Consider the following 26,182-nt stretch of genomic DNA (forward strand, 5'->3'; position numbering starts at 1 on the left):
CAAGTGGTAAGGGCAAAACGTAAATTAGATCATATTGAATACGCTCTTTCTACTGGTCAGTCTCGTACGCATGGCTTTCATGATATTGATTTTGTGCATCAAAGCTTGCCAAATTCAAATTATGACACAATAACATGTGAAACAAAAATCGGCGAACTTTCACTAAGTTCGCCGATTTTTATCAATGCGATGACTGGTGGTGGAGGAGAGAAAACGTTACATATTAATGAGCAATTAGCATATGTAGCGAAACATCATAACCTTGCTATGGCTGTAGGTTCGCAAATGGCGGCGTTAAAAGATGAAAGTGAAGCTGCTTCTTATAAGGTGATTAGAAAGGTAAACCCAAATGGTATTTTCTTTGCTAATTTAGGTAGTGAGGCAACTATCGAGCAGGCAGAGCGCGCCGTTGATATGATTGAAGCGAATGCATTACAAATTCATTTAAATGTCATACAAGAGTTAACGATGCCAGAAGGAGACCGTGATTTTACTGGAGTACTTCAGCGCATTGAGAAAATTGTTTTAAATAGTAAAGTTCCTATCATTGTAAAAGAAGTTGGATTTGGGATGAGTAAGGAAACAATGCAACAGTTAGTGAACGTAGGTGTAACAGCAATTGATATTGGTGGGCAAGGTGGTACGAATTTTGCTGCTGTTGAAAACGAAAGAAGACAGCGAATGCTTTCTTATTTTAATAACTGGGGCATACAAACAGCAACCTCGATTATTGAAGCAACCTCTACAAATAATAACCTCTCTTTTATTGCATCTGGGGGTATACAAACAGCGCTTGACGTAGCGAAAGCAATCGCATTAGGGGCGAATACAACTGCGTTTGCTGGTTATTTTTTACGTATTTTAATGCAAGATGGTATCGAGAAGTTAGTAGATGAAATTGAGCTTCTACATACAGATTTGAAATTTATAATGACAGCTCTTGGTGCGAAGACGATAGAAGAGTTGCAATCTGTACCTCTTGTTGTAAAGGGTGAAACATATCATTGGTTAATGCAGCGTGGTATTGATACTGCGCATTATAGTAGGAGATAAAAAATCAACCATTCGGTTGATTTTTTTTTGTTCTATTCTTTTTCGTAATATAAAGTGGAGAATGGAATTAGTATTATATAAAAATATCATTTCGTAAAAATTGTAATTGAAAAAGGGTTGAAAAATGTAGATGGTGTGTTGTCGAATTACTGGAGAGAACTTAATTTTTAATGGGAATAGGTGAAGGTAAAAAGAAGTAATGGGAGGATATAGTATGCGAAATATTATTTCGATATAAATAGAAATCATTAAACTGATTATGTAAAAGACGGTTTCGTACAATATAGAAACCGTCTTTTTGTATTAATTAGTGCTGGTTTTGTTTTCGAGCCTGTTCTGGTGTATCAAGTCCAGTTGCACCTGGATATTGTAGTGATTGATCACGATCGGATTCAACGCGGCGTGATTCTCGTAGTTTTCGTTCTTGGCGATCTTTACCCATAATGAATAACACCTCCTTGTTAAAAGTGTTGCTGTTATAAGAAAAAACTATGCGTAAATAAAGTGGATTAACTTTCATAAAAAGTTCCCATAATGGAAAACATAGGAGGTGAAGTTGATGGATGGAAGTACTTTTTATTTTGTAGCTTGGATAGGGTGGATCATTGTAACCTTTTTTATGAAAAAGGACCCTATCCGGTGGAAGTTAGGCGCTTGTATACTGATTTTTATAATTTGCTCTCCGTTACATGTAACGATTGCCTCATTCGTGGTATCAGTAAATGCTCTTTTACTTTGTATTATTTCTTTTATAGGGATCACGCTATATTCCGTCTGGAAAAAATTGTATAGCTTACTTTCGGCACTTATTATTGCAATGTTATATACAAGTTTTCATCTGTTAGAAATATATGATCCGATTTGGATTGTGGTGGATAGAGTGTTTCTGCTAAGTAGTGCTCTTGTGTATGCATCGGTGTTATTGCATGGGGATCGCATATTACGATTATGTTCTCTATATGTAGGGATGTTACAAGGAGAGCTGCTAGTGACATTTATTTTTAGGAAATTGAATTTTCCATATGATTACGGTAGTTTAGCATTTTTTGATATCGTCGCCATTTCTACATTATTCATGGCAATATTGTTTTGGATTGCAAAAGCATCAGTATACATGGAACGGTTTAAGAGAAAAACACGTAAAAGAAAGGCGAGGGTAATACATGACTGAATATACACCAGCCATTTTATGCGGCGTAATAGCGGGGACAGTTACAAGGGTGCTAATGCTTCGGACGGATACGCGGCAATATCCGACGAGGCTACATGGGAAAATTATTCATATTGCAATGGGGTTAATTGCAGCTGCTTTAGGAGCGATTGCAATCCCGTCTATTTTGAAAAAAGATTTTTCTGCCATTACATTTCTTACATTAGCAGCGACACAATTTCGTGATGTACGTAATATGGAAAGAAATACGCTTCAACAATTAGATGGGTATGAGCTCGTACCGCGTGGAAATACATACATTGAAGGAATTGCATTGGTTTTTGAAAGTCGCAACTATTTGGCAATGTTAACGTCGTTTGCAACGACGTTTGCGTATATAGGATTCCGTTCATGGATTGCAGGAGTAATTATGGCTATAATCGCATTTTTTATCGCGAAAAAATTAATGTCTGGTAAAAGGCTACATGATCTTGTTGAAATTGAGCACGTTCCGCTTCGTTTTGAAGGAGCAGGGCTTTATATTGACAATATTTACATTATGAATATTGGATTGCCAGCAAGACAAGAAGAAATTATGAAATATGGTATGGGTTTTATTTTAAAGCCGAAATCAATTGATGCGATGGTTACAATCTCAAATTTAGGGCAACGACAAGCTATTTTACACGATGTTTCAGTAGCGTTAGGGATTTATAGAGATTCTGGTACACCAGCGCTTGTACCGTTAGCAAAGCGTGATTTAGAGGATGGCAGGGTTGGGATTTTTGTCCTGCCGCAAGATCAAGATGCAGAGAAAGCGATAGGTGTCATAGGAAATGTACCAACGTTAGAAAGTGCTGTCCATATGTCATCGGAAGCCCCAAAAGGAAGGGGAGATAAGAGATGATGTTAGAAAGTGTTATTCTGGCAGTTATAACAACGACTCCAGAAAAATTTGCAGGTGGTGCTCCTTTATTCGTTTGCGAATCGACGGAGGAACTAGAATTTGTTGCAAATAATTTAGAAGCAATTTTAGATGGTATAGCACATCGCTTACAAGAGAATGTATATATTATTGTGAAACATTAGCAACGTGTGTTATAATGTGAGGTGTTTTGATACGTTGAGAAATATTCTGGAATGCAAATCCCTTCTTGCACAAAGAAGGGTTTTTTACATAATAAACAGAAGCAAGTTGAAAGGATGAAAGTATATGCCGAAACCAGTAATAGCGATAGTAGGTCGCCCGAACGTAGGGAAATCTACTATTTTCAATAGAATTGTTGGAGAAAGAGTTTCAATCGTAGAAGATATTCCAGGTGTAACGCGCGATCGTATTTATAGCGCTGGAGAATGGTTAAATCATGAATTTAACATTATTGATACGGGCGGAATTGATATTGGAGACGAGCCGTTTTTGACACAAATTCGTCAACAAGCTGAAGTAGCAATTGATGAAGCGGATGTTATCATTTTTATGACAAACGGTCGTGACGGTGTAACAGCAGCTGATGAAGAAGTTGCAAAAATTTTATATCGTTCAAATAAACCGGTTGTACTTGCAGTAAATAAAGTAGACAATCCGGAAATGCGCAGTGACATTTATGACTTTTATGCATTAGGATTTGGCGAACCATTCCCAATTTCAGGTACACACGGATTAGGGTTAGGTGACTTACTAGACGAAGCTGCACAACATTTTCCAAAGATTGAAGAAGACGGATATGATGAAGACACAATTCGTTTCTCTTTAATTGGACGTCCAAACGTAGGGAAATCATCACTTGTAAATGCTCTTCTTGGTCAAGAGCGTGTAATTGTTAGTAATGTAGCAGGAACAACTCGTGATGCTGTCGATACACCATATAGTAAAGATGGAAAAGATTATGTAATTATTGATACAGCTGGTATGCGTAAAAAAGGAAAAGTGTATGAAAGTACAGAAAAATATAGTGTACTTCGTGCGCTAAGAGCGATTGAACGTTCTGACGTTGTTTTAGTCGTTTTAGATGGTGAAGAAGGAATTATTGAGCAAGATAAAAAAATCGCTGGATATGCTCATGATTCAGGGCGAGCTGTTGTTATCGTTGTAAATAAATGGGATGCAGTGAAAAAAGACGAAAAAACAATGAAAGCATTTGAAGAAAATATCCGTGCTCATTTCCAATTCTTAGAATACGCACCAATTGTTTTCTTATCTGCAAAAACGAGAAAACGTACACAAACATTAATACCGGTTATCGATGAGGTAAATGAAAGTCATAGTATCCGTATTCAAACGAACGTATTAAACGATGTAATTATGGATGCGGTAGCGATGAATCCGACGCCAACTCATAATGGTAGCCGTCTGAAAATTTTCTATGCAACACAAGTTGCGGTAAAACCACCGACATTTGTTGTGTTTGTAAACGATCCAGAATTATTGCACTTCTCATATGAGCGTTTCTTAAAGAATCGCTTACGTGAATCATTTGGCTTCGTAGGAACGCCGATTCACATTATCGCTAGAGCAAGAGACTAATGGAGAGGATGTGATTTTATGACAAAAATCACAGTAGTAGGAGCAGGTAGCTGGGGAACAGCGTTAGCGATGGTATTAGCTGACAATGGACATGATGTACGTATTTGGGGAAATCGCCCAGAACTTATGGATGAAATTAATACGAAACATGAGAATAGTCGATATCTCCCAGGCATTACATTGCCAAGCACAATCGTAGCCTACTCTTCTTTAGAAGAAGCATTAGTAGATGTAAATACAGTACTGCTAGTAGTACCAACGAAAGCGTACAGAGATGTATTACAAGAGATGAAAGAAATTGTTACTGAACCAATTACTTGGATTCATGCGAGCAAAGGAATTGAACCTGGTACGTCAAAACGTATTTCGGAAGTGATTGAGGAAGAAATTCCAGAGCACTTAATTAAAGATGTTGTTGTACTGTCTGGACCGAGTCATGCTGAAGAAGTCGGTTTACGACAAGCGACAACAGTTACGTCTGCAGCAAAGCGTATGGAAGCGGCTGAGGAAGTACAAGATTTATTTATGAATAGTTATTTTCGTGTATACACAAATCCAGATATCGTTGGAGTTGAACTTGGTGGTGCGTTAAAAAATATTATCGCATTAGCTGCTGGTATAACTGATGGTCTTGGATTAGGTGATAATGCAAAGGCGGCATTGATGACACGTGGTTTAACAGAGATTGCTCGTTTAGGAAGAAAAATGGGCGGGAATCCGTTAACGTTTGCTGGTCTAACTGGTATGGGAGACTTAATTGTAACTTGTACAAGTGTTCATAGCCGAAATTGGCGCGCTGGAAATATGCTTGGAAAAGGACACTCTTTAGAAGAAGTGTTAGAAAGCATGGGTATGGTTGTGGAAGGTGTAAGAACAACGAAAGCTGCTCATGAATTGGCAGAGAAAATGGAAGTTGAAATGCCGATTACAGCTGCTTTATATGACGTGCTGTTCAATGGGAATAACGTAAAAGATGCAGTAGGCTCATTGATGGGACGTGTTCGAAAACATGAAGTGGAAGCTATACCTGATTTACTGTAAAGAAAAGCGACAGAAGTACATTTGTACTTCTGTCGCTTTTTTATTTTTTGGGTCTTTTCACCATTTTTTCATTTTTGCATAGGATGAAGAGTAACTTGAGGAGAGGGTGAAAAGAATGGATAATAATATTTTTAATAATATTGAGAAGGAAGCGAAAGTAAATAAAGAGGATATTTTTAAATTAGCATCATCCGTGCAAAATGCGAATTTACGTGATGAAACTGTACTTCGTCAATTAATTCATCAAGTGGCTCTTATGGCGGGACGTGAAGTGCCGAAAGAGCAAGAGGATCAAATTGTAAAAGCGATTATTAATAATAATATGCCAACAGATTTTGGTTCGTTAAGCAAAATGTTTAAAAAATAAATTATGAGAAACAAAGAGTTTGGAGATTGCATATGATAGCCATGAAAGAATGGGAATAGAGCTGTTTTTGGGCATATTTGGTCAACCGAAGCGAGAGATACAATCGCTTCGGTTTTATTTTTGCCTAGATTGGTGAGAAATGCTGGAAAACCTATTGATTAAAGTTACATACTCGCGATTTGTAGTAAAATGTTCTTTTTGTATTTGTTTAAAGATTTTAATTTGTTAAAATAGTATAAAAATAGATTAATAAAAAGGGGTGTGTATATGTCAGAAGGGCTTATGAAAATGTGGCTGGCTTTAGGGGCAATTGGATTTATGTTTTTTGCAGTAAGTTTTATTTTATTAAGTAGACATAGAATAAAGAATAAATTTTTGAAAGGGATTACAGCGTTAGTAGCGTACACCCTTATGATTGTGTCAGGAATTGTTATTTTTCTTGTTGTATTTAGTGGACCTGTACAGCAGTAAATGGAATGGTCTCGAAAATACTATATACGGAGCAAATTAGATTAGTATGAAAAGGTGATGCTAGTGAAAAAATTCCATATTATTTTAATATTTTGTTGTATGAGCCTTTTAACGGGGTGTCTGTATCCGAAAGAAAATATGAAGCAAAATGCGGTTCCTTATGAAGATCAGCTACAGGTTGTTCAAAAAGCTGTTGTGACATTTAAGGAGCAAAATGATGGGATATTGCCAATTAAGACGAGGGATATGAGTACACCTATTTATCAAAAGTATCCAATCGATTTTCAACAGATTGCCCCGCGTTACATACAAGAAGCGCCAGGGAATGCGTATGAAAGTGGAGGAGTATATCAATACGTATTAATAGACGTTGAAACAAATCCGACAGTAAAGTTAATTGATGTTAGGATGGCTGAACAAATTCAGGAACTATCTTTAAAGCTTAGGATGTATCGTGATGAACATCAATATCCACCTTTTAAAAAAGTAATTTCAGATGGTGTATATGAATTGGATTTCAAAAAACTAGGATATAAAGATGTGCCACAAGTGACAAGTCCATATTCTGGTAAAGGACTTCCTTTTGTAATTAATGAAAAAGGAGAAGTTTTTGTTGATTATAGAATCGACCTATATGACGCTTTGAAAAAAAATGAAGGGCAGTTTACAGAGGGAGAAGATATTCGAAATATACTTTCGAAAGGTTCCCCGTTTGTACCAGCTTATTCTTTACCGTACACAGTAAAGGACGGAGAACCAATTTTTTTAAAATGATAAGTCATGAACCTTTCTTTTAGTGAATAAGTTCTAGAAGAAAGGTTTTTTATGTTATACAACTTACGATGCAAACAAAAGATATTTTTTAATAGTCATATGAAATTGGACAAAATTATATGATATATTGTCCGAACTTCTAGAATACCATTATATTATATCAGATATTATAGGCAACGTTAGAGAAGGTATTAGTTGACTATAAACGCGGAATTATTCCCAAAAATTTTGAGGGAGGGAATCACTTGGAAAAGGTAGATATTTTTAAAGATATTGCAGAACGAACAGGCGGTGATATTTATTTTGGAGTTGTAGGAGCTGTTCGAACAGGGAAATCAACATTCATTAAAAAATTTATGGAACTTGTAGTTATTCCAAATATTGAGAATGAGTCTGACCGTCAAAGAGCGCAGGATGAATTGCCTCAAAGTGCTGCTGGTCGTACAATTATGACGACGGAACCGAAGTTTGTTCCAAACCAAGCGGTTTCTATCGAAGTAGATGAAGGACTTGAAGTGAATATTCGATTAGTAGATTGTGTTGGATATACGGTTCCTGGAGCGAAGGGCTATGAAGATGAGAATGGCCCGCGTATGATTAATACCCCTTGGTATGAAGAACCTATTCCATTCCATGAAGCTGCAGAAATCGGCACGCGTAAAGTAATTCAAGAACATTCAACAATTGGTGTTGTAATTACAACAGATGGAACAATTGGTGAAATTCCAAGAAGAGATTATATAGAGGCAGAAGAACGCGTTGTAAATGAGTTGAAAGAAGTAGGAAAACCTTTCATTATGATAATTAATACGGTACAGCCGTATCATCCAGATACAGAGCAATTACGCCAAAGTTTATCAGAAGAATATGATATCCCGGTTATTGCAATGAGTGTGGAGAGTTTAAGAGAAACAGATGTATATAATGTACTTCGTGAAGCGCTATTTGAATTCCCTGTATTAGAAGTGAATGTGAACCTTCCGAGTTGGGTAATGGTGCTAAATGAAGGGCATTGGTTGCGTCAAAGTTATCAAGAAGCAGTTCAAGAAACTGTGAAGGATATAAAACGTCTTCGTGATGTGGATCGCGTTGTTTGGCAGTTTAGTCAATATGAATTTATTGATCGAGCGAGCCTAGCTGGCATTGATATGGGGCAAGGTGTGGCGGAGATTGATTTATATGCGCCAGATGAATTATATGATCAGATTTTAAAAGAAGTAGTAGGAGTAGAAATTCGAGGGAAAGATCATTTGTTAAAGCTTATGCTCGATTTATCTCATGCGAAAATAGAGTACGATCAAGTGGCGGATGCACTGCGTATGGTTAAGCAAACAGGATATGGTGTAGCAGCACCTGCATTAGCGGATATGAGCTTAGATGAGCCAGAAATTATTCGTCACGGTTCAAGGTTTGGTGTGAAGTTAAAAGCGGTAGCGCCATCTATTCATATGATTAAAGTAGATGTAGAGTCAACGTTTGAGCCGATTATTGGTACTGAAAAGCAAAGTGAAGAATTAGTTCGTTATTTAATGCAAGATTTTGAAGATGACCCGTTATCAATTTGGAATTCTGATATATTTGGACGTTCACTTAGCTCGATTGTTCGAGAAGGAATTCAGGCGAAATTATCTTTAATGCCAGAAAATGCTAGATATAAATTAAAAGAAACGCTAGAAAGAATTATTAATGAAGGATCTGGCGGATTAATTGCGATTATACTATAAGAAAAAATCCCTCTCATTGTAGAGGGATTTTTTGTTTTTTTTTATTATAAAATAGAAAAATAAACAGTCATTATCTAATACATTGTTGTAAATTGTCAAGTTTCATCAGATTTTCACATTTTAAGAGTAACAATTTCCTTAAAAATATTGAATTATAAAGGAGAATCGTATAATATAGGCGTTGATAATGATTTATCTACATCTTTGTAGTATAGAATTTGCAAAAATTGCCTACAAATGAAAGTAAGACTCATTTTATGATCATTATACAGTCTTATCTTTGGGAGGAGGTGAATGGCATGAACAAGACAGATTTAATCAATGCTGTTGCAGAAGCAAGTTCCCTTTCTAAAAAGGACGCAACAAAAGCAGTAGACGCTGTTTTTGATTCTATCTTAGAAGCTTTAAAACAAGGTGATAAAGTACAACTGATCGGATTCGGTAACTTCGAAGTTCGTGAGCGTGCGGCTCGTAAAGGTCGTAACCCACAAACAGGTGAGGAGATTGAAATCGCTGCAAGTAAAGTACCTGCATTCAAACCTGGTAAAGCGTTAAAAGATGCGGTTAAATAATCCTTACATATTAACAGGGAAGAAGAGTTTCCTTTTTGGGAACTCTTCTTTTTGCTTTTAAAAACATAAATATGCTAGAATGTGTTCGTATCACTTTTAGGTTTTCGGGAGGGCTAGCGGATGGCAAAAGTTAATTTAGAACAAATTGAACATGCAGTACGCCTTATTTTAGAGGCGATTGGGGATGACCCAAATCGTGAGGGAGTACTTGATACACCAAAGCGTGTTGCAAAAATGTACGCAGAAGTGTTCTCAGGTATGCATGAAGATCCGAAAGAGCATTTGCATAAAGTATTCGGAGAAGATCACGAAGAGCTTGTACTAGTAAAAGATATACCATTTTATTCGATGTGTGAGCATCATTTAGTACCATTCTATGGAGTTGCTCACGTTGCATATATTCCGCAAGGTGGAAAGGTAACAGGGTTAAGTAAATTAGCTCGTACCGTAGATACAATTGCACGTCGCCCACAACTGCAAGAACGTATTACATCAACAGTAGCGAACTCTATTATGGAAGTACTAGAGCCTCATGGTGTAATGGTAGTAGTAGAAGCAGAACATATGTGTATGACGATGCGTGGTGTGAAAAAACCAGGTGCGAAAACAGTAACGACAGCAGTGCGTGGTGTGCTTGAAAATGATGCTGCAGCGCGCAGTGAAATTTTATCGTTTATTAAAACGAAGTAAAGAAAAGCGGGAAACTGCTTTTCTTTTTTTTTTTTAGTAAATAAATGATATAGTTTTAACTAGACAGAGTGAGATTAGAAAGATTGCTTACATGAATGGTAGGTGTAGCCAAGTTTTGGTTATAGAAAATAGAGTGTATGTGTTATAATAAGTTTTATGAATTAGAAAACAAGGGTGATTTTTTGTGTGTGACATCTACGGAGGGTATGCGGGTATAAAAGAAAAATTGATGGAGAAATTACGCCATCCTTATTTTATAAACTATATTGAAGAACCATTTATTGATGAAGAAAAGATAGCATTGTTATATGGTGCTTTAAAGAGTGCAAACTTACATATAGAACAAATTGAGCATTACGTAGTAACAATTATGCTTGTACAAATTGCGCTTGATACGCATGAAAGGGTATCAAATAAAGCAGGCGAGGAAGAGATTGAATTCCATAAATGTCGTCAATTAACAGTACTTGCAGGCGATTACTATAGTGGACTATATTATTATTTATTGTCTATGAATCGTGATATTGTTTTAATTCGTGCACTTGCTGAAGGAATTAAAGAGATAAATGAACACAAAATTATGTTATACCAAAAAGCGCATGAAACGACGGATGACATAATGAAAAGCATAGTAACGATTGAGTCTGCGCTCCTTCAAAAAACATGTGATCATTTTCAGTTATCACATTGGAAGCCATTTATCACATACGTATTAGGTGGAAATCGCCTTCAAAAAGAAATTCAATTGTATGCTGATAAGCAACATTCACCTGTTTTTCAAGCTATGCAAGATGCTTTAGGGGATAAAGCAGAAGTAGTGATTAATGGTTGGATGAAGGAATTGAGAAAGAAAGAAAAACAATTTTTAGAAAATCACACAGACATAAATGAAATAAATTCTGTGTTAAGGAATAAATAGAAGACATAAGCAATTTTACATTGGAAGAAGGTACGAGCATGCAACAATCAAAAGAAGAAAGAGTACATGACGTATTTGAAAAGATTTCTGATAAATACGATGTGATGAATTCTGTAATTAGTTTTCAAAGACATAAAGCGTGGCGGAAAGAAACGATGCGAATTATGGATGTACAACCAGGCAGTCAAGCGCTTGATGTATGCTGTGGAACCGCAGATTGGACAATTGCGCTAGCTGGAGCCGTAGGTGAGCAAGGAAAGGTTGTTGGCTTAGACTTCAGTGAAAATATGTTATCTGTTGGTAAGCAAAAGGTAGAGGCGTTACAATTAAAACAAGTAGAACTTCTACATGGGAATGCAATGGAACTTCCGTTTGAAGATAATACGTTTGATTATGTGACGATTGGGTTTGGTTTACGTAACGTACCGGATTATATGCACGTATTAAAAGAAATGACGCGTGTAGTAAAACCAGGTGGAAAAGTAATCTGTTTAGAAACATCTCAACCAACAATGATTGGTTTTCGACAAGGGTATATTTTATACTTTAAATATATCATGCCGTTATTTGGAAAGATGTTTGCGAAAAGTTATAAAGAATATTCATGGCTTCAAGAATCTGCTAGTACGTTCCCAGGGATGAAAGAATTGGCTCAAATGTTTGAGCAAGCTGGACTTGAATGTGTGCAAGTGAAACCATTTACTTTTGGGGTAGCAGCAATGCATTTAGGAATTAAACCAGAATCAAAATAGAAAAAAGAAGTTTTAGGTTAAGGTGAACAATATGAAGTTACAACTTATGTACTCTTTTTTACGATCGGATATTAATGTGATAGAAAAAGAATTAAAAAAGACAGTCGCTTCTGAACAGCCATTAGTAGAAGAGGCAGCATTACAGCTTATTGAAGCTGGTGGGAAACGAATTCGTCCTGTATTTGTGTTGCTTGCAGGGAAATTTGGAGATTATAAGTTAGATGCGATTAAGCATGTTGCTGTTGCGTTAGAACTTATTCATATGGCTTCTCTTGTTCACGATGATGTTATTGATGCTGCATTTTTACGACGCGGCAGTGCGACTGTGAATGCGAAATGGGGAGATCGTATTGCGATGTATACAGGGGACTATCTGTTCGCTAAGTCTCTTGAATGTATAACCAATATCGAAATTCCAGAGGCACATCAAGCGTTATCACATACTATTTTAGAAGTCTGTAAAGGTGAAATTGAACAAATTAAAGATAAATACAATTATGACCAAAATTTAAGAACGTATTTAAGAAGAATAAAGCGAAAAACAGCATTATTAATTGCCGCGAGTTGTCAATTGGGAGCGATTGCTGCTGGTGCTAATCGTGATACGGTAAATCGTCTATTTTGGTATGGGTATTTTGTAGGAATGTCTTATCAAATTATTGATGACATTTTAGACTTCGTTTCTACAGAAGAGAAACTTGGAAAACCTGCTGGTGGGGATTTACTACAAGGGAATATTACACTTCCTGCTTTATATGCGATGGAAGATCCCGTACTTCGTCAGAAAATCACATCTGTACATGAAAATTCAACAGCAAGTGAAATGCAAGAAATTATTGATGCTGTAAAAAATAGTACAGCAATTGATCAAGCATTTGCGTTTAGTGAACGTTATTTACATAAAGCTTTAGAAATAATAAAACCACTCCCACGTGGAAAAGCAAAGTACGCATTACAAAATGTTGCAAAGTATATTGGAAAACGAAAATTTTAAGGTTTATTCTAAAAAATAAAATAATCTCTCTATTTCAAAACTATTGCACAATTGTGATAAGGGTGATAATATGTGTGTGGGGATATACAATTACATACATAATTCAGAAGTGGAGAGATTTTTTATGGAAAAAACATTTCTAATGGTAAAACCAGACGGTGTACAACGTGCCTTCATTGGGGAAATTGTAGCTCGTTTTGAGAAAAAAGGCTTTCAATTAGTTGGTGCAAAATTAATGCAAGTCACTCCAGAAATTGCTGGACAACACTACGCTGAGCATAAGGAAAAACCTTTCTTTGGTGAGTTAGTAGACTTTATTACATCTGGACCTGTATTCGCAATGGTATGGCAAGGTGAAGGTGTAGTAGATACAGCTCGTAACATGATGGGGAAAACAAGACCACATGAAGCAGCTCCTGGAACAATTCGTGGAGATTTCGGTGTAACTGTTGCGAAAAACATTATCCATGGTTCTGATTCTTTAGAAAGCGCAGAGCGCGAGATTGCTATTTTCTTTAAAGAAGAAGAATTAGTTGACTACTCAAAATTAATGAATGAATGGATTTACTAATTATTTTGAAATAATTTGTAAACGCTTTAATCACTGTGATAATAGTAAAAAGTGCAAGGAGAATAGGGGTATTCTTCTTGCACTTTTTTTATTTTCAGTTAGTTACGAAGTTTGAACTGTTATGATATGTTGATATTTAAATTAGGACTATCGGAAATATAGAATAAGAAAATGGTCGATTTATGATATAATTTCTTTAATATTTTTAGAATGATAAAAGTTAATATAGTGAGATAAATACATATACGAAAAGAGGAATAACGTATGCGATATATTACAGCTGGTGAATCTCATGGTCCACAACTTACAACGATTATAGAAGGTGTTCCGGCAGGATTGTCTTTAGTAGCAGATGATATAAACGAAGAGTTAGCTAGAAGGCAAAAGGGATATGGGCGCGGTAGACGCATGCAAATTGAAACGGATCAAGTGCAAATTTTAAGTGGTGTTAGACATGGAGAAACATTAGGTTCCCCTATTGCACTTGTTGTTGAAAATCGTGATTTTGCACACTGGACAAAAATTATGGGGGCGGAGCCTTTAACTGAGCAAGAAGAAAAAGAGATGAAAAGGAAAGTGACAAAACCAAGGCCTGGGCATGCTGATTTAAATGGTGCGATTAAATATGGTCATAGAGATATGAGGAATGTACTGGAACGTTCGTCAGCGCGCGAAACGACGGTGCGTGTTGCTGCTGGTGCGGTTGCTAAAAAGGTGTTAGCAGAACTTGGTATTAAAGTAGCGGGCCATGTAATTGAAATTGGCGGTGTACAAGCTAAGGAGATTACGTATAGTTCAATTGAAGAATTAAAGAGTATTACCGAAGCATCTCCTGTACGTTGCTTAGATGACGAAGCTGGTAACCAAATGATGAAAGCGATTGATGATGCGAAAGCAAATGGTGATTCAATTGGTGGAATCGTTGAAGTAATTGTGGAAGGGATGCCAATTGGAGTAGGTAGCTACGTGCATTATGATCGAAAACTGGATGCGAAATTAGCAGCTGCAATTATGAGTATTAATGCTTTTAAAGGTGTCGAGATTGGAATTGGTTTTGAAGCAGCGCATAGACCAGGAAGTGAAGTTCATGATGAAATTCTGTGGAATGAGGAGCATGGATATACACGAAGAACAAATAATGCAGGTGGATTAGAAGGCGGTATGACGACTGGAATGCCAATTGTTGTGCGCGGTGTGATGAAACCGATACCTACACTTTATAAACCTCTTCAAAGTGTAGATATTGATACGAAAGAGCCTTTTACAGCGAGCATTGAACGTTCAGATAGTTGTGCAGTGCCAGCAGCTAGTGTCGTTGCAGAAGCGGTTGTGGCTTGGGAATTAGCGACAGCTTTAATAGAACAATTCGGATTAGATCGTATGGAACTAATTCGTGAAAATATTGAGAAACATAATGAATATGCGAGGGGATTTTAATGGGAAACATACATATTCAAACGAAATCAAAAGAATATGATGTACATGTTGGTAAAGAAGTGTTGTCAAACTTAACAACGATCGTTCAGAATATGCAGCCAGCGGTATCTAACGTAATGATTATTTCAGATGAAGCTGTTGCATCACTACATTTACAGACAGTTATCGATGCATTACAAGTAGAGCAGCACGTGTTTTCGTTTGTTGTACCAAGTGGCGAAAAAGAGAAGTCTTTCGAAAATTTCTATGCGGCTCATACGTCAGCTCTTGAAAATAAATTAGATAGAAATTCTTTAATTCTTGCACTTGGAGGCGGAATGATTGGAGATTTAGCTGGTTTTGTTGCTGCATCGTTTATGCGTGGTATTCGCTTTGTGCAGGTTCCGACAACTTTATTAGCGCACGATAGCGCAGTGGGTGGGAAAGTAGCGATTAACCATCCGTTAGGTAAAAATATGATTGGTGCATTCCATCAGCCAGAAGCAGTTGTATATCATACACCGTTTTTACAGTCTCTTCCTGAAAAAGAGTGGCGTTCAGGTTATGCAGAGGTGATAAAGCATGCTCTTATCGGTGATGTGGAGCTATACCATTGGTTAAAAGAAGAAGTGCAAACATTAGCGGATCTTCATGATGAGAAGTTAATCCATATATTAACGAAGGCGATTCCTGTAAAGGCAAATGTTGTGTCACAAGATGAAACAGAGAAGGGTGTACGTGCTCATTTGAATTTTGGACATACGTTAGGACATGCTCTTGAAAAAGAGCTAGGGTATGGAAATATTACTCACGGTGACGGTGTAGCGGTTGGAATGTTATTCGCCATATTTTTAAGTGAGCAAGTGTACAAGGTTGATCTTGCTTATGAAGATATGAAGCAGTGGTTCTTGAAATACGGCTATCCAAAAATGCCAGGAGATTTGAATGTAGAGCGCCTCGTTCAATTGATGAAACAAGATAAGAAAGCAAATGCAGGAGCAATTCATATGGTGCTTATGCAGGAATATGGGGTAGTGAATGTCGTATCTATTTCAGATGAGACTGTTCATATTGCGTTAGAGGCATTTCAAAAAGATATGGTTTAAAATGATAGCGAAGTGCTGTGAAGTGCTCATTTAGAGGTATTCTCGTAATAGTGACGGTTATGACAAAAGATTACAGTAAGGGGCTATAACCGTATTGTAATCAAATTGAATGAAATGACTGGGGGAAGAAAAATGAGAGTGAAAGAGCAATTGTTAACTTTGAGAGCGTATGTGCCTGGGAAAAACATTGAAGAAGTAAAACGAGAATATGGTTTATCAAAAATTGTGAAATTAGCATCCAACGAAAATCCATTCGGTTGCTCAGCACGTGTGACAGAAGCATTAACTTCTTTAGCGAGCCAATATGCCCTTTATCCAGATGGATATGCCTTTGAACTTCGGACAAAAATAGCGGAACATTTAGGTGTAAAAGCAGAACAACTACTATTTGGTAGTGGATTAGATGAAGTCATTCAAATGATTAGCCGAGCGTTACTACATGAAGGAACAAACGTTGTAATGGCGAATCCTACGTTTTCACAATATCATCACCATGCTGTTATTGAAGGAGCAGAAGTTCGTGAAGTATCACTTAAAGATGGTATTCACGATTTAGATGCAATGCTAGAGCAAGTAGATGAGAAAACGAAAATTGTATGGATTTGTAATCCGAATAATCCAACAGGTACATATGTTGAGAAACAAAAATTACTTTCATTTTTAGAATCAGTTCCTAAGTCGGCTCTCGTTATTATGGACGAAGCATATTATGAATACGTGGAAGCAGAAGACTATCCGCAAACATTACCACTTCTTGAAAAGTATGAAAATCTTATGGTTTTACGCACGTTTTCAAAAGCATATGGTTTAGCTGCTTTTCGTATCGGATATGCGATTGGGGATGCGAAGTTAATTGGACAGCTAGAAGTAGCTAGGTTACCATTCAATACATCAACTGTAGCCCAATCTGTAGCACTCGCTGCATTAGAAGATCAAGCTTTTTTACAAGATTGTGTGCAAAAGAATGCTGAAGGTTTAAATCAGTATTATGCATTTTGTAAAGAATATAACGTATTCTATTATCCATCTCAAACAAATTTCATTTTCTTAAAACTCGGTATACCAGGTAATGAAGCTTTCGAACGATTAATGAAAAAAGGATATATCGTTCGTTCTGGTGCTGCATTTGGTATCGATGATGGTATTCGTATTACTGTCGGTTTGAAGGAAGAAAATGATGAAATTATAGAGTTACTGAAAGAGCTTGTAAATGAGCAAGTACAGAAAGAAGAAACATATTCTTAAGAGATTGTGGAGGCTCCTATTATAGGAGCCTTTTTTATCGCATTCAAAATAAAGGTTGAAGACTGCTAATTAAGTTATTCTGTAAACCACGGTTTGTATGGCTTGATAATTAGTGAGAGAAGTTATTTGCACGGTCATAAAAGAAAGCGGTACAATAGAAGATGATGATAAGGTATCGGTGTCATATCCGAACCTTTTGAACAATTAACTACTCTGTAGGAAGAAGTATAAGAAGAAGCATGCTCATTCTAAAGGTTGCGTTCTAACAGTGAGTTGCTTATGATAAATGAACAGAAGAGAATATTTTTTAGAATTAAAGGAGACGTTTATGCAAAAGTTTGAACAAGCTGTTTCATATATTGAAAATGGTGAAGCAGAAAAAGGATTACAATTATTAAAAGAACAATTAAAAATTGCGAATGATGAAGAGAAGTATGATATCGCTCGTTACTATCATACACTTGGATTTACAGATGAGGCATTAGCAATTACTGAAGACTTACGTTTACTGTATCCAGAAGAAAGTGAATTCACTGTATTTTTAGCAGAATTATATATTGATCTAGATAAAGAAGATGAAGCGATTGAAGTGCTTCATGATATTCCAGAAAATGACGATTTATATGTTCAATCGTTATTACTTGTTGCAGATTTATTCCAAATGCAAGGTTTTGATGATGTAGCAGAGCAAAAACTATTAAAGGCGAAAGAAATGATGCCTGATGAACCTGTTATTACGTTTGGGTTAGCAGAATTATATAGTAGTAAAGGTGAAGAACAAAAGGCAATTACTTATTATGAATCGCTATTAGCGGAACATAAAGTAATGGGTGGTGTTGTGATCGCACTTCGCCTCGCAGAAACGTTAAGCGCGATCGGAAACTGGGAAGAAGCGATTTCTTATTATGAAGCAGGCCTAGAGGAACAAAAAGATATTCACTCATTATTTGGATATGCCTTCACATTATACCAAGGTGAAGAATATCAGAGAGCAATTGGTGCTTGGCAAGAACTAAAAGAATTAGACCCTGAGTACGCATCACTGTACATGTATTTAGCGAAAAGCTATGAAAAAGAAGGAATGCTTCAAGAAAGCTATGAAACGCTTCATGAAGGAATTAAAGTAGATGAGCTTTCAGTTCCATTTTATGTAGAGTTAGCGAACATTGCGGCGAAATTAGGAAAAATAGTAGAAGCAGAGGAAGTTCTTCAAAAAGCGCTTGAGTTAGATCCAGGGCATTTAGGTGCAACATTAAAATATGCATATATCTTAAAAGAACAAGAAAAGTACGAAGAGTTAATTGCAATTGTAGAGCGTGCTATTGATAGTGGAGAACCAGATACACAACTACTTTGGGATCTTGCGTATGCAAAAAAACAATTAGAAATGTATTCGGATGCATTAAAACACTATGAAAGTGCATATACTTCTTTTAAGAATCATCCAGACTTCTTAGAAGAGTACGGTTATTTCTTATTGGAAGAAGGAAAACGAAAAGAGGCGAAAGAAGTATTTACCCAGTTATTACAACTAGACCCGACACAAATTCATATTGAAGAGTTGTTATATAATTTAGAGGATTTTTCATAAGTTGGAAGGAAACTGAATGCCGCTTCTTGAATCTAAAAAGAAAAGAGAAAGACAGAGGAGGGACTTAATTGCTATGAATACCCCTGTTTCTGTAAACGAGAAGAAGGATTTTGTAAAATGGTTTTTGAATAATTACCAACTGAAACAGCGTGAATGTGTATGGATTCTGAATTATTTAATGAGTCACGACCAATTGATGCATAAAGTCCACTTCGTAGAGCATGCAAAATATTGTCCGCGTGGCTTAGTGATGTCAGCAAATTGTGTGAAAGACACACCGTTTCACTTTTTTAAACAAAATGTTATGACAACAGATGCTGAAAAATCGTTTCATGATATTCGTTTAAATCGAGATGAGGATATTTATATTCAACTCAACTTTAAATCATCGTTTCAAAATGCGAATTATGTAGCTGTATTAGAAGAAAACCCATATCTACCAAAGCATATTGAAGTAAATGAAAAAGATCGTTTACTTGCAGAAAGGTTTTTGGAAGAAAGTGTATTTTCGTTTAGGAGAGAACGCCTTTTGAAACAAATTGATGAAGCGTTAGATAAGCAAGATAAGGAAGCGTTTCATAGATTAACGGCAGAGTTAAAAACTTTATAGAATTTATTTGGATTAATAAATTTTTACAAATTTCAGACTTTCATCAAGAAAAACTACCTATATTGGGTAGTTTTTCTTTTTTTACCTCTTTTAGTATGGTTTAATATATATAAAGTGAAAGTTCTGTCATTTGTAAGTGAAGGAGGGAAGGAATTTGAAGTGGATTGTAAAAGATGTGGAACAGTTTGAGCAAGCAAGAGAGTATGTTGATACAGGAGTAATACCGCTGTTATCAATTTCGGCAGCAAAAGAAATGAAAATGGTTGTAGAACAAGGTGAATTTATCGAATTGTTGAGCACGGAATTGGAAAGAGAGTATAAGGGAAGAGTGCTTTTACTGCCTGCGTTTACGTATTTGGTAGAAAGTCAAAAGAATGAAAAAGGTCGTTTGCAAGAATGGACAAATCATTTACGAAGTGAAGGTTTTAAGCATATTGCTTATGTTACAAGTGATTTTTCATGGAAAGAGGATATGCAAGAGTTACAGGGAGATTTGTTTTGGTTTCCTTCATTAGCATTAGAACAATTTAGTGATCAAGCAAAAAGAGAAGTTATTCATGCACATATAAAAAATATAATGGTGATGTTGGAAGAGAAATGGGGAAACTCATAATAAACAGAAAGTTCTTATTATTATGAGTAGTATGATATTGACCTGTGCATGAGCGTATTATATCATGATAGTGTCCTAGTTTTTATTTTTTATATAATTTATCACGAGGGGACAATTTCTGATAGAGGGGGGAAATTTTCGTGAGCGAGAAAGAACATCGCGTGTCAAGAAGACAATTTTTAAATTACACACTCACAGGGGTAGGAGGCTTTATGGCTGCCGGTATTTTAATGCCGATGACGCGATTTGCGCTTGATCCGGTGTTAAGAAAAGAAGCGGGAACGGATATGGTTGCTGTTGCGCAAGTAAAGGATATTACAACAGAGCCGAAGCGTTTCGATTTTAAAGTGAAGCAGGTTGATGGTTGGTACAAGTCTGAAGAACCAAAATCAGCTTGGGTTCATAAAGATGAAAGCGGAGACATTGTTGCGTTCTCTCCAGTATGTAAACATTTAGGATGTACAGTTAACTGGAATTCGGACAAAGCACATCCGAATCAATTCTTTTGCCCATGTCACGGGGGTCGTTATACAAAAGATGGGATTAACATTAAAGGTACGCCACCCCTTGCTCCGCTTGATGTGTACGAGTCTAAAGTGAAAGATGGAACGCTGTATCTAGGAAAAGCGAAGCCAAGAGGGGGTGCAAAGTAGATGTTAAATAAAATTTATGATTGGGTGGATGAAAGATTAGATATTACACCAATATGGCGTGATATCGCTGATCATGAAGTACCTGAACATGTAAACCCGGCACATCACTTTTCTGCATTCGTCTATTGCTTTGGAGGACTTACCTTTTTCGTTACTGTAATTCAAATTTTATCTGGAATGTTTTTGACGATGTATTATGTGCCTGATATTAAAAATGCTTGGGAATCAGTTTACTATTTACAAAATGAAGTTGCTTATGGGCAAATTGTTCGTGGTATGCACCACTGGGGTGCTAGTCTCGTAATTGTAATGATGTTTTTACATACACTCAGAGTTTTCTTCCAAGGTGCGTATAAAAAGCCCCGTGAGTTAAACTGGATTGTTGGTGTTCTTATTTTCTTTGTTATGTTAGGTCTTGGTTTTACCGGATATTTATTACCGTGGGATATGAAAGCTTTATTTGCTACAAAAGTAGGGATTCAAATTGCAGAGCAAACACCGCTCATTGGTCCTTATATTAAAACATTACTCGCTGGTCATTCCGAAATTGTTGGCGCTCAAACATTAACTCGCTTCTTTGCTATTCACGTCTTCTTCTTACCAGCAGCACTTCTAGGTTTAATGGCCTTCCACTTCATCATGATTCGCAAACAAGGTATTTCCGGTCCACTATAAGAGATTGCTAAATTAAAGGGGAAAGAACTAAAGGAGGGAGATTATGCATCGCGGCAAAGGGATGAAGTTTGTAGGAGATTCTCGGGTACCAGTAGCTCGGAAACCAAATATTCCAAAAGACTATTCTGAATACCCAGGGAAAACAGAAGCATTTTGGCCGAACTTCTTGTTAAAAGAATGGATGGTTGGTGCAGTTTTTTTAATCGGTTATTTATGTTTAACAGTGGCGCATCCGTCGCCGCTTGAGAGAATGGCGGACCCAACAGATGCTGGATATATACCACTTCCAGATTGGTATTTCTTATTCTTGTATCAGTTATTAAAGTATTCGTATGCTTCCGGTTCATTTACTGTAATTGGAGCATTTATTATGCCAGGGATTGCGTTTGGAGCATTACTGTTAGCTCCATTTCTTGATCGAGGTCCAGAAAGACGTCCATTGAAGCGTCCTGTGGCAACTGGATTTATGCTTTTAGCAATTGCATCGATTATCTTTTTAACTTGGGAATCTGTAGCACACCACGACTGGGAAGCTGCAAAAAAACAAGGAGCAATTGTAAAAACAGCGCCAGTTGATAAAAATGATGATGGCTATAAATTAATGCAAAAAAATACTTGTTTAACATGTCATGGTGACAATTTACAAGGCGGGGCAGCAGCACCGGCACTGCAAAACTTAACTTTAAAGCCAGAAGAAATTGCTAAAATTGCGAAAGAGGGAAAAGGTTCAATGCCTAAAGGTGTATTTAAAGGTACGGATGAGGAACTGAAGAAGCTTTCGGAATTCGTTGCAAAGTATAATAAAAAATAATAAAAAAGCTGACTACAAAATTTGTAGTCAGCTTTTCTATTTAGTTGGATGAAGTTTGTTATAATAGAGTAGGATTTAGTGAATGAATTACTTTGCTTGAAAGGTGTTGGACATACGGATTGGTGTACTTGTATGCAATGTTAAGACAACGCTCGGTATTATTATTTTTATTAATTGTTAACTTATTAGGTACAATTTATGGATTTATATGGTACGGAAATCAATTGAAAGAAACGTCACCTATATTTTGGCCGTTTGTACCAGATAGTCCTATGGCGACTCTCTTTTTTGTCTTTGTTTTAATTGCTTTTTTGGCAAAGAGAAACTGGGGATTAATAGAAGCGTTAGCGATTGTAACTTTAATAAAATATGGTATTTGGGCTGTTGTTGTAAACGCGATTATGATTTACGTAAAAGGCCCTATAGGCCTTATGGGCTACATGTTAATGCTTTCGCACTTCGCGATGGCAATACAAGGATTTTTATATGCTCCATTCTATCGTATAAAAAAATGGCATTTTATAGTAGTAGCTGTGTGGACGTTGCATAACGATGCAATTGATTATTTATTTTGGCAAATGCCGCGATATGGAATTATGCATTTGTTTGTAGAGGAAATTGGTTATTTTACGTTTTGGTTAAGTATTGCTGTACTATGTATTACATATTATTGTTGCTTACGTGAGCAAAGAAAACAATTTTCTTTATGATGGTTAGAACATTTAGGGGGAGAACATGGAGAAAAATAAGAGTGGTACAAAAATATTGGATCGATTGATTACTTTAGTTGTTTCATATAGCATAGCATTTTCTATTTTTGCACTCGCAACAACGGCAGTTGTATATGGAAAATGGTTGTATTATTTTGAAATTGATTTTTTAAATATTCCTGATTTAGCGGATATGACGAAGGATGAAATTAAAAGAAATTACGATGTGCTTATTACATATTTATCCCCGTTTTATGACGGAGCATTACATTTGCCTACATTAGATATGTCCGCAAATGGCCGTATTCATTTTGTAGATGTTAAAAATATTTTAGTAAAGATTCAATATGTGATGTATGCGACAATTATGATTGCAGTGATAGGCGGAATTTATTTATTAAAAAAGAAAAATGAAAAGTTTTTACTGCACGGATCGATTTTAACAATCATTTTTCCGATAGCGCTTATGTTACCAATTGCTATTAATTTTGAAAAGAGTTTTGTATTATTCCATAAACTTTTATTTAGTAATGATTATTGGGTTTTTGATCCTGAAAAGGATCCAATTATATTAATGTTACCAGAAGAGTTCTTTATGCATGCTGCGTGTGCTATTTTATTATTCATTTTAGGTGGGAGTATACTTTGTTACAGCTTATATAGATATCTCGTAAAAAAGAAAAGGATGTCACAGAAAAAATTCTCTGTTTAAAGAGAATTTTTTTCTTTGTAAAACGATAATATATTTTTCGGTCTAGTTCTGTTCTATTCTTGTCCAAATTAACATATTTTGTACTAGTAGTTAAGGGGGGACCGGGATGAAGAGAACATTAATTGGATTGATAGCATTTCTAATTATAATGTTTCCGTTACGTATATATGCTGAAGAGTGGAATGAGCTAACAGGGTTGTTAGACGACTCGTTACAGTTAGTGAAGCGTAATGAAGATGAAAAAGCGGTACAAGTATTACAACATTTCTCGGAGCAGTTTTTAATAAAGGGGAATGAAAAGAAGCAGGAAGTAACACCAGATCAAGTTAGAGTTATTTCTTTAGCTTACGATAAGGCGCAACAATCGCTCTCTGAAGAAGGTTTAGGTAAGCAAGCTAAAATTGATAATGTGCTGGCATTACAACTTGCTGTTGATGCACAAGTATCGAAATATCAACCACTTTGGATGGAAAGAGAAAGGAAAGTAATGGATGCCTTTTCTCAAATGGAAAAAGCGATGGAAAAAGAAGATGCTGGGCAGTTTCAACAAACGTTAAATACGTTTTTAAATGAATTCAATATTATTTATCCAAGCTTAATGATTGCTTTGCCAGAAAACGAGGTCCAGCGTGTAAATGTTCATTTATCTTATTTAGATGAATTTCGTAACGTTATGTTAAAAACGAAAGGCGGCCAAATGCAATTAGGGATTATTAAAGGGGATTTGCAAAAGATATTTCACACAGTAAAAAAAGATGAAATTGCACCCTCTCTCATTTGGTTTATGACAATTACTGGGGGACTTATTTTATTCACATTAACTTATGTTGGATGGAGAAAGTATAAAGGAGAGAGAGAAAAAAGAAAAAGTAATGTACATTCTAAAAATAGATAATGCAATAAATAAAGATATGGATTGTAAGGTTTATTCATTGACAATAGTGGCAGAAGAAAATAGAATGAGAAGTACTATAATTAAAACTTCAATGGAGGTTCATGATGTTTTATTTAATTTACTTCGCGATCATAATGATCATACCGTTGTATGCACAGTCAAGAGTACGTAGTGCCTATAGCAAGTATTCACAAGTTTATTCAACATCAGGTATGACAGGAGCGGAAGTGGCTCGAAAAATTTTAGATGAAAATGGATTATACAACGTAGCTGTCGAAGAAACACCAGGTCATTTATCAGACCATTATGATCCAACCGCTAAGACGGTTCGATTATCAACAGATAACTATTATGGACATTCAGTTGCTGGTACAGCAGTTGCAGCACACGAAGTAGGACACGCAATTCAAGATGCACAAGATTATAACTTTATGCGTATTCGTCATTCGTTAGTTCCTGTGGCTAATTTTGGATCGAATATATCATGGGTATTTATTATGATTGGTATATTTGCGACAATGTCAAAACTATTGTTATTAGGTATCATTTTAATGGCAGCAGGTGTTGTGTTCCAGCTCGTTACATTGCCAGTTGAGTTTGATGCGTCAAAGCGCGCAATGCAACAAATTGAAGCGTTAGGTATTGTATCAACAGATGAATATGGGCAAGCTCGTAAAGTATTAAATGCGGCAGCATTAACATATGTAGCAGCTGCAGCTGTAGCGGTATTTGAATTATTACGTCTCGTATTAATGTATACTGGTATGCAGCGTAGCGACGACTAAAGACTATCAATTTTGATAGTCTTTTTTTGTTGTGTGGATTGAATTATATAATGTATTGCAAATAGAAATAATAGAAGTAATGCGGAAAGGTGGTGGGGGAAATGAAATATCCAGACCATTTAGTAAAACAAGTACAAGAGCGTAGTGCTCCTTATCAACTAGAAGGTTTTTTAAGTGGACAAGGTCCTGAAAATCCCAAATTTATGTTGTTAGGAGAAGCACCTGGTGAAACAGAAATTCATAATGGGATTCCGTTTAGCGGGAGGGCGGGAAAACAATTAATGGTTTTTTTAGAGCGTATCCACGTTACAAGGGAAGAAGTATATATTACGAGCGCTGTTCGGAGTAGACCTTATAAATGGCGAGAGAAAAAAGAACGAAATGGTGAAATCATACAAAAAAAGTATAATAGAACGCCAAATCAGGGAGAAATAGTTGCCCATGCGCCTTTGTTAGATTATGAATTAGAGAAAATACATCCGAAGCTTATCGTCACGCTTGGAAATATCGGTCTTCAACGTTTAACAGGAAAAAATAAAAAAATCACAGATGTACACGGGCAATTATTAAAACAGCCCATTCAAAAATTAAAGGATATGCAAAGTGCAGAGTTTACATGGTCAGAGAAAGAATATCATGTTTTTCCGACTTTTCATCCAGCTTCCATTTTTTATAATCGGAGTTTATTGGAGCTTATTCATGAGGATTTTGAGAAGCTTAAAAGACTTGTAATAAAAAACTAGAAAAGCTAAGGCGCT

General features: G+C 36.2%; 31 protein-coding genes. 30 read left to right on the plus strand and 1 reads right to left on the minus strand.

Features of this window, described 5'->3' with window-relative positions:
- Positions 1-3: 3 nt before the first annotated feature.
- Positions 4-1,053, plus strand: a complete 1,050-nt coding sequence (locus tag GD442_RS07310; protein ID WP_000251036.1) for a type 2 isopentenyl-diphosphate Delta-isomerase — start codon at positions 4-6, stop codon at positions 1,051-1,053.
- A 307-nt stretch (positions 1,054-1,360) separates the two neighbouring features.
- Here GD442_RS07310 and GD442_RS07315 read toward each other — a convergent pair whose 3' ends face one another.
- Complete coding sequence (locus tag GD442_RS07315; protein ID WP_000513900.1) at positions 1,361-1,495, minus strand: YpzI family protein; 135 nt, start codon at positions 1,493-1,495, stop codon at positions 1,361-1,363.
- Between the two features lie 117 nt (positions 1,496-1,612).
- Between GD442_RS07315 and GD442_RS07320 the strand changes: the two genes are divergently transcribed.
- From GD442_RS07320 to GD442_RS07460, 29 genes are all read left to right on the plus strand, one after another.
- Positions 1,613-2,224, plus strand: a complete 612-nt coding sequence (locus GD442_RS07320; RefSeq protein ID WP_000349103.1) for a YphA family membrane protein — start codon at positions 1,613-1,615, stop codon at positions 2,222-2,224.
- Entirely contained in the window at positions 2,217-3,110 is an 894-nt protein-coding gene (locus tag GD442_RS07325) for a YIEGIA family protein (RefSeq protein WP_000141596.1), read from the plus strand. Before GD442_RS07320 ends, GD442_RS07325 begins: the two co-directional genes overlap by 8 nt.
- Positions 3,107-3,292: a capping complex subunit for YIEGIA gene (locus GD442_RS07330; RefSeq protein WP_000979059.1), complete on the plus strand. Its 186-nt coding sequence runs from the start codon at positions 3,107-3,109 to the stop codon at positions 3,290-3,292. The genes GD442_RS07325 and GD442_RS07330 overlap by 4 nt, the downstream gene beginning before the upstream one ends.
- Positions 3,293-3,416: 124 nt before the next feature.
- Positions 3,417-4,727 carry a ribosome biogenesis GTPase Der gene (gene der / locus GD442_RS07335; RefSeq protein ID WP_001125893.1) on the plus strand — a complete coding sequence of 437 codons (1,311 nt, stop codon included), beginning with the start codon at positions 3,417-3,419 and terminating at the stop codon, positions 4,725-4,727.
- Between the two features lie 18 nt (positions 4,728-4,745).
- Positions 4,746-5,768: an NAD(P)H-dependent glycerol-3-phosphate dehydrogenase gene (locus GD442_RS07340; RefSeq protein ID WP_000161763.1), complete on the plus strand. Its 1,023-nt coding sequence runs from the start codon at positions 4,746-4,748 to the stop codon at positions 5,766-5,768.
- Positions 5,769-5,883: 115 nt separating this feature from the next.
- Positions 5,884-6,135, plus strand: coding sequence for a stage VI sporulation protein F (locus GD442_RS07345; RefSeq protein WP_000369754.1), 252 nt, complete (start codon positions 5,884-5,886; stop codon positions 6,133-6,135).
- Positions 6,136-6,402: 267 nt separating this feature from the next.
- On the plus strand, positions 6,403-6,606 hold the full coding sequence (locus GD442_RS07350) for a DUF2768 domain-containing protein (protein ID WP_001289008.1): 204 nt from the start codon (positions 6,403-6,405) through the stop codon (positions 6,604-6,606).
- Positions 6,607-6,669: 63 nt separating this feature from the next.
- Positions 6,670-7,380: a hypothetical protein gene (locus GD442_RS07355; protein WP_000713407.1), complete on the plus strand. Its 711-nt coding sequence runs from the start codon at positions 6,670-6,672 to the stop codon at positions 7,378-7,380.
- Positions 7,381-7,625: 245 nt separating this feature from the next.
- Positions 7,626-9,104: a stage IV sporulation protein A gene (gene spoIVA / locus GD442_RS07360; RefSeq protein ID WP_000416519.1), complete on the plus strand. Its 1,479-nt coding sequence runs from the start codon at positions 7,626-7,628 to the stop codon at positions 9,102-9,104.
- Positions 9,105-9,403: 299 nt separating this feature from the next.
- Entirely contained in the window at positions 9,404-9,676 is a 273-nt protein-coding gene (locus GD442_RS07365) for an HU family DNA-binding protein (protein WP_001043860.1), read from the plus strand.
- A 120-nt stretch (positions 9,677-9,796) separates the two neighbouring features.
- Entirely contained in the window at positions 9,797-10,366 is a 570-nt protein-coding gene (gene folE, locus GD442_RS07370) for a GTP cyclohydrolase I FolE (protein ID WP_001151482.1), read from the plus strand.
- Positions 10,367-10,550: 184 nt separating this feature from the next.
- Positions 10,551-11,285 carry a heptaprenyl diphosphate synthase component 1 gene (locus tag GD442_RS07375; protein WP_000332847.1) on the plus strand — a complete coding sequence of 245 codons (735 nt, stop codon included), beginning with the start codon at positions 10,551-10,553 and terminating at the stop codon, positions 11,283-11,285.
- 38 nt (positions 11,286-11,323) lie between these two features.
- Positions 11,324-12,037 (plus strand): 2-heptaprenyl-1,4-naphthoquinone methyltransferase, encoded by a 714-nt coding sequence (menG, locus tag GD442_RS07380; RefSeq protein ID WP_001187673.1) that lies wholly within the window; start codon positions 11,324-11,326, stop codon positions 12,035-12,037.
- Between the two features lie 31 nt (positions 12,038-12,068).
- Positions 12,069-13,031, plus strand: a complete 963-nt coding sequence (hepT, locus tag GD442_RS07385) for a heptaprenyl diphosphate synthase component II (protein ID WP_000776077.1) — start codon at positions 12,069-12,071, stop codon at positions 13,029-13,031.
- A gap of 124 nt (positions 13,032-13,155) precedes the next feature.
- Positions 13,156-13,602, plus strand: a complete 447-nt coding sequence (gene ndk / locus GD442_RS07390; protein WP_000415883.1) for a nucleoside-diphosphate kinase — start codon at positions 13,156-13,158, stop codon at positions 13,600-13,602.
- Between the two features lie 264 nt (positions 13,603-13,866).
- Positions 13,867-15,039 (plus strand): chorismate synthase, encoded by a 1,173-nt coding sequence (gene aroC / locus GD442_RS07395; protein WP_001269384.1) that lies wholly within the window; start codon positions 13,867-13,869, stop codon positions 15,037-15,039.
- Complete coding sequence (aroB, locus tag GD442_RS07400; RefSeq protein WP_000526819.1) at positions 15,039-16,124, plus strand: 3-dehydroquinate synthase; 1,086 nt, start codon at positions 15,039-15,041, stop codon at positions 16,122-16,124. The genes aroC and aroB overlap by 1 nt, the downstream gene beginning before the upstream one ends.
- A gap of 132 nt (positions 16,125-16,256) precedes the next feature.
- Positions 16,257-17,369 (plus strand): histidinol-phosphate transaminase, encoded by a 1,113-nt coding sequence (gene hisC / locus GD442_RS07405; protein WP_001264020.1) that lies wholly within the window; start codon positions 16,257-16,259, stop codon positions 17,367-17,369.
- A gap of 328 nt (positions 17,370-17,697) precedes the next feature.
- Positions 17,698-18,960: a tetratricopeptide repeat protein gene (locus tag GD442_RS07410; RefSeq protein ID WP_001168671.1), complete on the plus strand. Its 1,263-nt coding sequence runs from the start codon at positions 17,698-17,700 to the stop codon at positions 18,958-18,960.
- Between the two features lie 73 nt (positions 18,961-19,033).
- On the plus strand, positions 19,034-19,570 hold the full coding sequence (locus GD442_RS07415; RefSeq protein ID WP_001095925.1) for a ReoY family proteolytic degradation factor: 537 nt from the start codon (positions 19,034-19,036) through the stop codon (positions 19,568-19,570).
- A 154-nt stretch (positions 19,571-19,724) separates the two neighbouring features.
- On the plus strand, positions 19,725-20,183 hold the full coding sequence (locus tag GD442_RS07420) for a YpiF family protein (RefSeq protein WP_000871313.1): 459 nt from the start codon (positions 19,725-19,727) through the stop codon (positions 20,181-20,183).
- 140 nt (positions 20,184-20,323) lie between these two features.
- Positions 20,324-20,836, plus strand: a complete 513-nt coding sequence (qcrA, locus tag GD442_RS07425; RefSeq protein WP_001290418.1) for a menaquinol-cytochrome c reductase iron-sulfur subunit — start codon at positions 20,324-20,326, stop codon at positions 20,834-20,836.
- The gene (qcrB, locus tag GD442_RS07430) at positions 20,837-21,511 is read left to right on the plus strand and encodes a menaquinol-cytochrome c reductase cytochrome b subunit (protein ID WP_000932700.1); all 675 of its coding nucleotides are present in this window, start codon (positions 20,837-20,839) and stop codon (positions 21,509-21,511) included.
- 43 nt (positions 21,512-21,554) lie between these two features.
- The gene (gene qcrC / locus GD442_RS07435; RefSeq protein ID WP_000554603.1) at positions 21,555-22,322 is read left to right on the plus strand and encodes a menaquinol-cytochrome c reductase cytochrome b/c subunit; all 768 of its coding nucleotides are present in this window, start codon (positions 21,555-21,557) and stop codon (positions 22,320-22,322) included.
- A 119-nt stretch (positions 22,323-22,441) separates the two neighbouring features.
- Positions 22,442-23,032, plus strand: a complete 591-nt coding sequence (lhaT, locus tag GD442_RS07440) for a lipoprotein heptaprenylglyceryl N-acetyltransferase LhaT (RefSeq protein WP_140158314.1) — start codon at positions 22,442-22,444, stop codon at positions 23,030-23,032.
- A gap of 25 nt (positions 23,033-23,057) precedes the next feature.
- On the plus strand, positions 23,058-23,744 hold the full coding sequence (lit, locus tag GD442_RS07445) for a lipoprotein intramolecular transacylase Lit (protein ID WP_000414371.1): 687 nt from the start codon (positions 23,058-23,060) through the stop codon (positions 23,742-23,744).
- 106 nt (positions 23,745-23,850) lie between these two features.
- Positions 23,851-24,639 carry a sporulation protein YpjB gene (ypjB, locus tag GD442_RS07450; protein ID WP_000831584.1) on the plus strand — a complete coding sequence of 263 codons (789 nt, stop codon included), beginning with the start codon at positions 23,851-23,853 and terminating at the stop codon, positions 24,637-24,639.
- Between the two features lie 101 nt (positions 24,640-24,740).
- Positions 24,741-25,424 (plus strand): zinc metallopeptidase, encoded by a 684-nt coding sequence (locus GD442_RS07455; protein ID WP_011109966.1) that lies wholly within the window; start codon positions 24,741-24,743, stop codon positions 25,422-25,424.
- 101 nt (positions 25,425-25,525) lie between these two features.
- Positions 25,526-26,167 carry a uracil-DNA glycosylase gene (locus tag GD442_RS07460; protein WP_000876873.1) on the plus strand — a complete coding sequence of 214 codons (642 nt, stop codon included), beginning with the start codon at positions 25,526-25,528 and terminating at the stop codon, positions 26,165-26,167.
- The last annotated feature ends 15 nt before the right edge of the window (positions 26,168-26,182 follow it).

This window comes from Bacillus sp. A260 (assembly GCF_009861435.1).
Taxonomy (GTDB): Bacteria; Bacillota; Bacilli; order Bacillales; family Bacillaceae_G; genus Bacillus_A; species Bacillus_A cereus.